Source organism: Methanobacterium alcaliphilum, assembly GCF_023227715.1.
In the GTDB taxonomy this organism is placed as follows: Archaea; Methanobacteriota; Methanobacteria; order Methanobacteriales; family Methanobacteriaceae; genus Methanobacterium_E; species Methanobacterium_E alcaliphilum.
In genome coordinates, this window is the sequence record NZ_JALKIF010000003.1 from 185,689 (window position 1) to 197,271 (window position 11,583).

General features: G+C 37.1%; 11 protein-coding genes. All 11 read right to left on the reverse strand.

The genetic code is table 11. From position 1 onward, the window contains the following. Nucleotides 1-16: 16 nt before the first annotated feature. The gene (locus MXE27_RS03360) at nucleotides 17-1,420 is read right to left on the reverse strand and encodes an ATP synthase subunit B (RefSeq protein ID WP_248610991.1); all 1,404 of its coding nucleotides are present in this window, start codon (nucleotides 1,418-1,420) and stop codon (nucleotides 17-19) included. A 2-nt stretch (nucleotides 1,421-1,422) separates the two neighbouring features. Beyond that, nucleotides 1,423-3,177 (reverse strand): ATP synthase subunit A, encoded by a 1,755-nt coding sequence (locus MXE27_RS03365; RefSeq protein ID WP_248610992.1) that lies wholly within the window; start codon nucleotides 3,175-3,177, stop codon nucleotides 1,423-1,425. Then, nucleotides 3,174-3,494, reverse strand: coding sequence for a V-type ATP synthase subunit F (locus MXE27_RS03370; protein WP_248610993.1), 321 nt, complete (start codon nucleotides 3,492-3,494; stop codon nucleotides 3,174-3,176). The genes MXE27_RS03365 and MXE27_RS03370 overlap by 4 nt, the downstream gene beginning before the upstream one ends. Next, a complete protein-coding gene (locus MXE27_RS03375) occupies nucleotides 3,491-4,648 on the reverse strand; it encodes a V-type ATP synthase subunit C (protein ID WP_248610994.1) in 1,158 nt (385 codons plus the stop codon). Before MXE27_RS03375 ends, MXE27_RS03370 begins: the two co-directional genes overlap by 4 nt. Nucleotides 4,649-4,663: 15 nt before the next feature. After that, nucleotides 4,664-5,287 carry a V-type proton ATPase subunit E gene (locus MXE27_RS03380; protein WP_248610995.1) on the reverse strand — a complete coding sequence of 208 codons (624 nt, stop codon included), beginning with the start codon at nucleotides 5,285-5,287 and terminating at the stop codon, nucleotides 4,664-4,666. Between the two features lie 12 nt (nucleotides 5,288-5,299). Beyond that, entirely contained in the window at nucleotides 5,300-5,785 is a 486-nt protein-coding gene (locus MXE27_RS03385) for a V-type ATP synthase subunit K (RefSeq protein WP_248610996.1), read from the reverse strand. Nucleotides 5,786-5,789: 4 nt separating this feature from the next. Next, a complete protein-coding gene (locus MXE27_RS03390) occupies nucleotides 5,790-7,757 on the reverse strand; it encodes a V-type ATP synthase subunit I (protein ID WP_248610997.1) in 1,968 nt (655 codons plus the stop codon). 12 nt (nucleotides 7,758-7,769) lie between these two features. Further along, nucleotides 7,770-8,084, reverse strand: a complete 315-nt coding sequence (gene ahaH, locus MXE27_RS03395) for an ATP synthase archaeal subunit H (RefSeq protein ID WP_248610998.1) — start codon at nucleotides 8,082-8,084, stop codon at nucleotides 7,770-7,772. A 187-nt stretch (nucleotides 8,085-8,271) separates the two neighbouring features. Beyond that, nucleotides 8,272-9,099 carry a citryl-CoA lyase gene (locus MXE27_RS03400; protein WP_248610999.1) on the reverse strand — a complete coding sequence of 276 codons (828 nt, stop codon included), beginning with the start codon at nucleotides 9,097-9,099 and terminating at the stop codon, nucleotides 8,272-8,274. 2 nt (nucleotides 9,100-9,101) lie between these two features. Then, nucleotides 9,102-9,962 (reverse strand): fumarate hydratase, encoded by an 861-nt coding sequence (locus MXE27_RS03405; protein WP_248611000.1) that lies wholly within the window; start codon nucleotides 9,960-9,962, stop codon nucleotides 9,102-9,104. Between the two features lie 352 nt (nucleotides 9,963-10,314). Next, nucleotides 10,315-11,190, reverse strand: coding sequence for a U32 family peptidase (locus MXE27_RS03410; RefSeq protein ID WP_248611001.1), 876 nt, complete (start codon nucleotides 11,188-11,190; stop codon nucleotides 10,315-10,317). Between the last annotated feature and the right edge of the window lie 393 nt (nucleotides 11,191-11,583).

Here is an 11,583-nt window from a genome sequence, read left to right on the forward strand (position 1 = left end):
AAAAATAGAGAAGGGTTCATTCTTCGTAATTAGGAAGGTACTTAGGTATGTGCTCTTCCCTAACCCTTTTGAGTTCTGCACGAGGTAGTAAACTTAGAAGTTCCCAACCTAAATCAAGAGTTTCTTGAATGGATCTGTCTTCGTCACGAGTCTGAGTAATGAATTGTTTTTCAAATTCATCAGCAAACTTCAGGAACTTTTGATCCCTTTCAGTGAGTGCTTCTTCTCCCACTACTGCCATTAAATCTCTCAAGTCACGACCTTCTGCATATGCAGAATAAAGCTGATCAGAAACTCCACTGTGGTCTTCCCTAGTTTGTCCTTCTCCAATACCCCCACTCATTAACCGAGATAGTGATGGAAGCACATCTACTGGAGGGTAAATACCTTTACGGTGTAAGTCCCTTGAGAGTACGATTTGTCCTTCGGTAATGTAACCAGTTAGATCTGGAATTGGGTGAGTAATATCGTCTTGAGGCATAACAAGAATTGGCATCTGAGTAATAGATCCTTCTTTTCCAACTATACGCCCAGCCCGTTCATATAAACTGGCTAAATCAGTGTACATGTATCCAGGATAACCTCTTCTTCCAGGTACTTCTTCACGTGCTGCAGAAATCTCCCGTAATGCTTCACAGTAGTTAGTTAAATCAGTTAATATAACCAGTACGTGCATGTCATGCTCGAAAGCTAAATATTCTGCGGTGGTTAATGCCATACGAGGAGTAATAATCCTTTCAATTGCAGGGTCATCTGCAAGGTTCATGAATACTGTAACCTTTTCTAGCGCACCAGTTCTCTCGAAATCTCTCATAAAGTAGTTTGCTTCTTCGTGAGTAATACTCATAGCTGCGAATATTACTGCAAAGTCTCCACCTTCTTCATCTTTAGATAATACTTTAGCTTGTCTTGAGATTTGAGCTGCAAGTTCATTGTGAGGTAAACCAGATCCTGAGAATATAGGTAATTTTTGTCCTCTTACCAGAGTATTCATTCCATCAATAGTGGATATACCTGTTTCAATGAATTCTGCAGGGAATTCTCTGGCAGAAGGGTTCATAGGGTTACCATTGATGTCCAGTTCTTTTTCAGGTATGATTTCTGGCCCACCATCTATAGGTTTACCAGTACCATTGAAAATACGACCCATCATATCCAAAGAAACCCCAATTTTTGCGGTTTCTCCAGTGAATCTAATTTTAGTAGTAGCAGTGTTCAAGTCACTGGTTCCTTCAAAAACCTGTACAACAGCCAGATCTTCTTTAACTTCTAGAACCTGTCCTCTTCGGTGTTCACCAGTAGGTGTTTCGATTTCAACGATTTCATTGTAAGCTACACCTTCTACTCCTTCAACCATCATTAAAGGACCGGCTACTTCAGTAACTGTGGTGTATTCCCGAGTTTTTATATTTGAGTTCATTTTTACACCTCACCACATTGTTTGATAATTTCATCCTGAATTTCCTTGACTTTTGTCTCGAATTCTTCTTCAGGAATGTATTTCATACGTCCAATTTCTTCTTTAACTGGAACATTGATGATATCGGCAGAAGGAGCCCCTCTCTCTAAAGCAGCAGTTGCTTGATGCTGGTACAATATAATAGTTTTCAGCATTTGGAATTGTTTATTTGGTGGACAATAGGTGTCTACTTCATGGTAAGCGTTTTGCTGCAGGAAGTCCTCCCTAATCATACGGGTGGTTTCTAAAGTGATTCTTTCCCGGTCAGGTAATGCATCTGGCCCTACTAATTGCACAATCTCTTGAAGTTCAGATTCTTTCTGTAAAAGAACCATAGCTTCATCCCGGGTAGCTCTCCATTCGTCTCCTACACTTCCAGCCCACCAGCCCTGGACACTGTCAACATATAATGAGTAACTTTGTAGCCAGTCAATGGATGGAAAGTGACGTTTATCTGCTAAAGATGCATCCAAAGCCCAGAATACTTTACATATTCTAAGGGTGTTTTGAGTAACTGGTTCAGATAAATCCCCTCCTGGAGGAGATACTGCACCTACAACAGAAACAGAGGAAACTTTTTCTTCAGTTCCTACAGTGGTTACTCGACCAGCTCGTTCATAGAATTGAGCTAATCTTGAGGCTAAGTATGCAGGATATCCTTCTTCACCAGGCATTTCTTCAAGTCGACCAGAAATTTCCCTCATAGCTTCTGCCCATCTAGAAGTGGAATCAGCCATTAATGCCACATCATATCCTTGATCACGGAAATATTCTGCAATGGTAATACCAGTATATACACAAGCTTCCCTTGCTGCTACCGGCATGTTTGAAGTGTTAGCAATTAGTACTGTTCTGTCCATGAGAGGTTTACCAGTTTTTGGGTCTTCCAGTTCTGGGAACTCTTTAAGTACCTCAGTCATCTCATTTCCTCTCTCACCACAACCAACATAAACAATAATGTCTGCGTCAGCCCATTTAGCTAATTGTTGTTGGGTAACAGTTTTTCCAGATCCAAATGGTCCTGGGATTGCAGCAGTTCCACCCTTAGCTACAGGGAAGAAAGTATCTTGAGCTCTTTGGCCAGTTACTAATGGTATATCCGGGTCAAGTTTTGCTTTGTATGGCCGTCCTTTTCTTACAGGCCATTTTTGCATCATCTGAACTTTTTCTACTCCAGAATCAGTTTCAATTTCTGCGATGTCTTCCACCACAGTATATTCACCATCAGCTACAATGGATTTTAAGGTTCCAGATAGTGTTGGTGGGACCATAATCTTTTGGACTACGGATGAAGTTTCCTGAACTTCCCCAATGACATCTCCACCTTGAACCTTTTGGCCAGCCTGAGCAAGTGGAGAGAATTTCCATTTTTTATCTTTTGAAAGTGATGGAACATCTACTCCTCTTTCAATGTAGTCACCGGTGAGCATTTTAATATTTACCAGAGGTCTCTGGATTCCGTCAAAAATAGAACCAATAATACCAGGACCTAGTTCTACAGATAATGGCCCTCCAGTACTTTCTACTACTTCTCCAGGTTGCATACCTGCAGTTTCTTCATAAACCTGAATGGTTGCAGTGTCGCCTTCGAGCTCGATAATTTCTCCAATGAGCTTGTCGTTACCGACCTTAACCATTTCATACATTTGGGTTCCTCTCATCCCGTCTGCGATGATAACAGGACCCGCGATTTTAATTATTTTTCCTTCAGTAATCATTTTACCATCTCAACCCCAATTACTCGCTTGATAAGATCCCTCATCGGGTCAACGGCCCTTTCAGACGGGCCTGATTTATCTGGAATTTCAATTATCATGGGTAATGCACTTGATTTAGTGAATCCTTCAATAACGTCTCTTAACTCGTCACCTATTTTTTCTGTGGTTATAATAATGGAAATTTGTTCCTTTATTAAATTTCGAAGAGTTGTTTCAGCCTCTTCAGGCGTTTCAACAACATATCCTTCTTTTATACCGCCCAGCTTAAATCCAGTTACTGTGTCAACATCAGCAACAACTGCAATAGATGATTTCATACTAACATCTCCTTAATCATAGAAACAGGAAAACCAGCTTCCCTTTTTCCCCGGGCTATAACTTTTAAATTCCGGATTTCAACTTCTTTTCGGCTTAAAAATCCAATCATTGGACCTACACCAAATGGTTTTTTAAGGGATAATGTTTTTGCCATTTTTGTTAAGTATGCATCAAGAGCTTTTTCAAAAGGTGCTATGGAACCAGTAGCATTGTAATCTGAGAGAGCATCTGCCAGCCTAGGGGCATAATCAGTGCCTTCTAAACCACTAATCACTCCACTTACATCTTCAGATTCCATCAAGTCTTTTAATTTCCAATCTCTTATTTGATAACCATCAGATATCATGTAATCACTGATATCATCATATTTAAGACCATCTGCTTTAGAACGGAGTATTAGCTTTAGATTAGCAACATCCACCTTAGATCCAAAGTAAGAATGTAAAATACTGCTATTTTCATCAGCAGGATTAGCGGCGGCTCTTAATAAATTTTCTAAATAATACTTATCTAAAGCAGCTTCTAATGGTAAAATCATCCCTGTTTTTTCATAGGCAGGTAATGCATCTTCCAATATTGAAGCATAATCAGTGCCTTCTAAACCAGTAATGACATCAGTAACCGTATTAGCATCTGCTAAACGTTCCATATTTTCACTTAATTCCCCGAAAGGAATTAAAAGATTGGCAGTTTGTTCAGCATTTAGACCTACTTCTTTAGCAGTGAGCATACTTTTAATATTCCGAATATCCCATTTTTGAAGTTGTACTTTGAAAACGTCTTTGATGTCACCAGGAGCTATCCGCGCTATTAAATCATAAGTTTCAGCAAGTTGAGTGTCCAATGCTTTTTCTAAGGGATATTGATCCACAAATTTAGCATATTCTGGAAATCCTCTCAGATAGTTTTTGAGTTCTTCAACATCATCAGTTTCAATAATCTCAGAAATTTGTTTTTCTGTGAATAAACGGCCGATTCTAGCCCTTACTCTTGCATTGGGATATGCATAGGGGAACATATCTAATACCGGACGTATTGTAACAATAACTACAATTGCACCGATTATTGCTCCTGCCAGGAGTAAAAGTCCAATGAATGATTCTATTGAGGGGAATCCCAGTGAAGTTACTATGGTAGTAATGCTTTCAGCCATATTCTTTCTCCCCTATTAATTAAATAGAACCTTGGCAACCTCTGAACGTAGGTTTTTCTTGAACCTTAACATTCTGGCCTCGATGGTATTATTAACCTCGATTTGTCCGTTTTTAGTTTTTAATACAGCTCCTCCGATAGTTTCAACATTTTCACCAATTTCTAGTGTAGTTGATGCACCCGTAGATGATTCCACATCAGATTGGATTTTACCGAGGGAGTCCTTTATCTTATCTACATCTTCAGATTTGATGTGAACTGTCAAATCTCCGCCGCCTATTTCTACTGCGGCTTCTTTAATAATTTCAGCTAAAGATTGTTTATATTCATCAGAAGAAGTATCGGCAATCTTTTTAAGTTCTTCCATTGCCTCTTTAAATGCTTCTTCTATTAGTTCTTCTCTAGCCTCCAGTTGTGCCCTGCGTGCATTCATTTTAGATTCAGAGATAATTTGCTGATATTTCATACTGGACTGCTTTTTAGCATCTTCCAATATTTTTTCCTTTTCCACCAGTGCCTTTTGTTGGCCGTCATCTAAAATAGATGCGGCCTCACTTTCGGCTTTTTGGATAATTTCATCAGCTTCTCTTTGAGCATCGGACAATATACTGGAGACAATTTTATCTGCCCCAGAGCTCATTAATTATTCCTCCTATCCCAGGATTCCGCCGAATACCATGAGTAATATGGCAATCAAGAAACCGTAAATAGCCTGAGTTTCAGGTAACGCGGAGAAAATAATACCCCGAGCAAACATGTCTGGATCTTCAACAACAGAACCAACAGAGGATGCAGCTGTAATACCTTGACCCATACCGGATCCTAAACCAGCAAATCCAATTGCTGCACCAGCACCTACTGCCACTAATCCAGAAGTTACAGCAAGGCCTTCTCCACCACCAAGTAATCCAGAGAATACTAATAACAATATTGCAATCAAGAAACCGTAAATAGCCTGAGTTTCAGGTAACGCGGAGAAAATAATACCCCGAGCAAACATGTCTGTGTCCTCTGCTACAGCACCTACACTTCCTGCTGCTGCAATACCTTGTCCTAATCCTGATCCTAAACCAGCAAATCCCACTGCTACACCAGCACCTATTGCTGCTAAAGCTGTTCCTAAAGCTACTTCAACCATATTTTTACCTCCTTACTTTCGTAAAGCTTCTTTCAGCACGAAAAGCCTCAAATTTTGTTTTACCACCCATATAAAATTGGGCAAAGAATTCTACATAATGCAAACGAAGTGAATTAATAAATGCACCTAAACTTTGGAAAGCCAAGTTTGCAATGTGGCCTCCAACAAATATTATTGGTGCTAAAATGATTCCAATAATCGGTATCATTTCTATACTCAAACCAGTTAATATATTCACAGTCATGGCTATTCCCCCTGTGGATAAACACAGAGCTAGAAGCCGGGCATAAGATAGTAAGTTACCCAGGAATCCAGAAACATCCATAAGACCAAACAGTCCATTGAAATATAAAAGCATAGCCAGTGCAATTAATACAACTGGTCCTCCTACAAATATTCCTCCTAATAAATAGAGAACAATACCTGCTTCTAATATTAACCACACTATCTGGGTACCCAGAGCAGAGCTCATATCCCCCATTCTAATGTTATTAATAGCACCTAATACTAAACCGAAGTTTATGTGTAAAACACCGACCACTAAAGCCATTATTAGGATATTAGCAGGATTTTTAAATGCATCTATTGCAGGAATTACTGTAGGTAAACTAAGATTAAATAGTGACGGGAACATGTCTCCAACAAAACCATTGGTTGCCATTCCCAAAATAAATGCCCATGCACCACAGGCAATTAAAATAATTCCAAAGTCTCTCATGAACTTATTTACTTTACCAAGTCCAAGGTATAATACAACTCCAATTAATGCATCAATAATACCATAACCCGCATCAGTTAGACAAAAACCGAAGAAAAACGGAAATATAATCGCCATGAATATTGTTGGGTCAATTTCATTGTATTTAAGAGGAGAATACATCTCTACAAAGTTTTCATAAGGTTTTGCAAACCGAGGGTTATCCTGAACTATAGGTACCTCATCAGTATCTGGTTCTTCAGAATCCACTACAGCATGACCTTTAGTAGATTTTTCAATGACTTCTAAAGCTTTTTCCTGTTTTTTAACAGGAACCCAGGCTTCAAACATCACTGTTTTTTTGGTTTCACCAAACGAAGCAAATACCTCATTCCTCTCTTTTTCAATTTCTAATTGTTCTTTTAAGACCAGTAATTCATCTTCCCATTTGCGAGCTACTTCACGCAGTTCTGTAACAACAGATTTTCGCTCATGGGCAATGTTATCCAGTCTATTTTTAGAATTAACAATTAAATCTTTTGGTTTACCAGATAATCCGGATATTTCAAATCTTTCGAATTCCATTTTCCTTAGAATTCCGGCTATCTCATCACCATGCTTGTTTAAGGTTATGACCATGATTATTTTTTCTGTTTTAGCATCAGCATCTGTATCAAATACCACTAATTCATCAGTGGAATCAGATGCAGCTTTCTGGAATTTATCAAATTGTTCCAGAGGCATTTTACCTGCCAATACAGAAATATATTTAGAATTTTCTAAATCTGCAAAGTCAACATCAAAATTAATTAGTTTCTCCGAGACACTCAGTGCAGCTTCGATTTCTGTTTTTTCAGAATCAAAACCAGCTAGCTTATCTTCCAAAACCTTAGTTTGCGACTCTACTTCACCCAGTAATGATTCTGCTCTTTCAATTAGAGCTTCTGAGTCCAGGTCTTCAACTTCTTTTTTATCAAATACCGATGGGTTGATAAAACCTTTTATCATATCTTTGAGCCCTGTATCTTCAGCACCCATAGTACTTAAAAAGTCTGCAATCCCCGAGGTCTTCATTAAAAGAGAAGCTATTTTACCAGTTTGTGGAGTTACTTTTGAAGGTTTTAGAATTTGAGCCCACTCAGCGTCTTGTTGAATACGTTCAGATATATCATGAATCTGTACGATCCCCTCCTCGTGTAAAGAACGAACAGCGGAATCGGCGTACTGATCCAACGTTATTATTTTCAGTTTACGCATCCTCGCTGGTAAGAACATGGTACTCACACACTACAAAATATTTTTAACAATAATATTCGCTGCCTCGGCAACCTTACCACTGGATTTGCTTTTAATTTCTTCTACATCTCCTTTGGCCTGGTTAGATATATGGAGGGCTTCTTTTTTTGCATTTGTTTCTGCATCAAAAATAGTACTTTCAGCTTCTTCTTGAGCTTCTTTCTTAGCCGTTTCCATCATTTCCATGGATTTTGCCTTGGCTTCATCAATCATTTCAGATGATTTTATTTTTGAATCTTCTATTAGCTTATCAGCATCGTTTTCTGCTTTCTTTATCGTAGTAATAGCTTCCGATATCGTTATCATTTGAACCACCATGGTATAGCAAAGTCTATTTACGAGTATATTTATCTTTTACTATTTGATTTTTTATCATGATTTATTATTATCAATTATTTAGTGTTTTTATTGATTTTTATTAACAATCGCCAGAATAATACCATTATAAACAAATATTACTATAAAATAATCATGCGAAAATTGTTCAATCAATTTATTCTTCAAAATTTATATAAGAAATTTTTCTCTCATCAACTCCGTCATAATAAATTTCATCTCCATCAAAAAACTTCCGAAAAGCAGGTTCACGCACCTTTTCCTCATAGACATGAGATATTAAACCTGGCAACCGACCAATCATAAATAATCCAGTCCCAGTTCTCCAATCAAAACCCATATCTGATAAAATACCAGCATTAGCGCCATCAATATTCATACAAACATTTTTCAGATCAGATAAAATATCTTGAATTTCAATTGCCAGTTGAGTATGAGGCCCTACACAACTATGTTTTCGAGCAATTTCAATAAGTTTCTTAGCTCTAGGATCTTCCTTATGATATCTATGGCCAAAACCAGGAATTTTTTTACCTTTTTTTAAGTAGGTGTTTACGAGATTTTGAGCAATGATTTTTATATCATCTGGAGAATCTGAATCAAATGCACCTTGCAAAGCTTTCATTGACCTTTCAATTGCTCCAGCATGATTTTTACCAAATGCAAGTAAACCTCCTGCAATACATGCATGAACGGGAGATCCTGCTGAAGCAATTAACCTTGCAGCTTGAGTACTAGGTGGAGTTACACCATGATCACAGAATGAAACAAGAACAGCACTTAATAATTTCGATTCTTTTTTAGTAGGCATTTCACCTTTTAATAACAAATAAACCATTTCAGAAAAAGATATGTTACCAATGAGGTCTTCTTGAGAATATCCACGGGTTACAATCTGATTAGGTTCAACTTTAGTTATCGATGTTCGCCATTTAGGATTGGTTACCTTGAATACATTCTCTAGTGTTTCTCTTCCGATTGCCATGATCACACCTCAAAATTAGATGGCAACTCTATTGTCGCCCTTCGGGGTTCTACGCAGCAACAAGGGCGCATAGATACAATTCTAACTCCACTGGCCCTTTGAGGACCCACATTGACAAATGATCCTAGTGCAGTAAAGTTTCCCCCCAAACCTAAGGGCCCTATTTGTGTCTGGTTAATAGAATCAGTTATTTTTTGTTCAATGGATGATTGATTATTTAAATTTCCATAGGCCATTGCTTTTAACATTAATGATGTAGCTTCAAAATGAGTTCTACCAATGCCTATTGCAGGAATACATGGAGTGCACCCCAACATTGGGACCTCTGATTTCATCCATGTTATCACTTCATTAAATACTTTTCGATTATCCCGCTTATGGAAAAATCTATAAGTACTTGCCCTTATCTCTGGCCCACCACCTAACATCAATACATGGATTTTTATCCCGCACCCCTCGTGCTTATCTAATATAAATGACGGTGCAATGAGATTTCCAGGGTCCTCATATAAACCTTGACTTTGTTCAATGCGACAAATATCATCACCTTTAACTGCCATTGGCCGTGCCGGAAGATTTTGAAGCCCGGATTTTATTCCTTCTTCAATATTTTCAAAAAATCCAGGCGGTATGGATGTATCATTCCCTATTTCTATAATTATATGAGGAATACCAGTATCATCACAGAGGGGTCTTTTTTCTTTTCTGGCAATTTTAGCATTTTTTAAAAGAAGATTAAGTATCCATGCCGAGTTCTCATTTACTTCTTTTTTCAATGCAGTTTCATATGCGTCTATCTGGTCAGACCGATATGTTGTGCTGGCCTCGATGACAGCCTCCTGTACTAAATTAATAATATCCATAATAATTCTCCAAATATCGTTAAAATGTTTATAAATCATTAAAATGACATTTAATAATAGTAACCACTATTGCATTCAAAATTAACAATTTAGCATAACAAATCATAATATCAAACCATCTAATAAATATCTATTTATTAATTATTTTAACTAAGTTGAATACATTATAAATATAAGAAAATATAGTAGTTTAAATAAAATTATGGTGAATATTATAAAGAAATATCCTAAAATTATGATAATAAAACCTAAGAATAATGATTAGAGGAATATTTGAGTTTTTAAGATTTTTAAACATTACAATTTATTATTTTTATGGGGAGTTATTTTCTCAAATAAATCATGTCTCTAATTATCTCTTTGAAATCTTAGCATCGGGATAATAACGATTAATCATAGATTGGACTAAATAAACCTGTTTAATCCTTTCACCGGCCTGAACCTCAGTAGTGTCCCACCCATGATGCCCTGCAACCGCGCCGCCTGTTTTAAGATAAACTGGGGCAGCTACTTTAATAATATCTGGAGCTTCGTAATGTCGAATGAAACCTCCAGAAGATTTAGGATTTTCAGTGTGGAGATCAATGGAAATATCCAGGGATTGTCTTATTGCTGAAATCATATTTATTTGCAAATCCCGTACGGGATTAAATGAATTAGCTCCTAATTGTTCTAAGAGTTGAGCAGATGCAGGATTACCATGGCCAGTATGTGCAGAAATTTTAAAATGAACATTTTCAGGTAGTTCTCCTTCAAGCCTCATTTTATTTAAGACCCAGAGGAGGCCTTCGTCATATATCACAATACCCCTTACACCCAGATTAACTGCTCTTTTAACATCTTCAATGGCATAAATTAAATTATCATATCCCCTGAGACGATATCCAATTCTTGCTCCTTCCTTTGTTTGGGCAGATGCGCTGGTATCATATGTAGCACGAGGACCTACACTTAAAAAAAGTTCCATTTGAGCATCAATGGCCATTTGATTCATATCTTCGATTTCACTATCAGTTAGCAACATTATTCCTTTAGTTTGAGTTACTCTGTGCACATTAACTTCAAATTCATCCATAGCATCAATTAATGAATGAAGGGCTCCCGGTTTTTGAATGCCTGGAACTTCAAAACGGTACTGCGCACCATCATCAAATCTCTTTTGAGACTCAATGAGCCCATAATTTCCTTTAATTCCCATTTTTTCTAAGAATAATCTGGTTTTTTCCATTTATTCCCCTCCACGTTTCAACTATTTAATCCCTGAAAGCATAATCATTGTTGTTATATTGATTCTTTAATTTTGATTCTTTAATTTTTTATAAATAATGGAATTTTATTTACTAAATTAAAATTTTATTTGACGTTTTTTCATATTTAATAACATGGTTTCTGTTTAAGTAGAATTTTCTTAAATCATCGTATATTATTCTAAGTTTATTTATATAATCAAAATAAGCCAAAAGATTGGTTATTTTATCTTTTAACACAGCAAAATTAATTTTTTTGAAAATACTAACTTAACTTTTGTATTGGTTTATCTTGAAAAATTATATCCACTTAGCCCACAAACTGTCTCTTATACACATCTCCGAGCCCACGAGACTGCAGCTAATCTCGTATG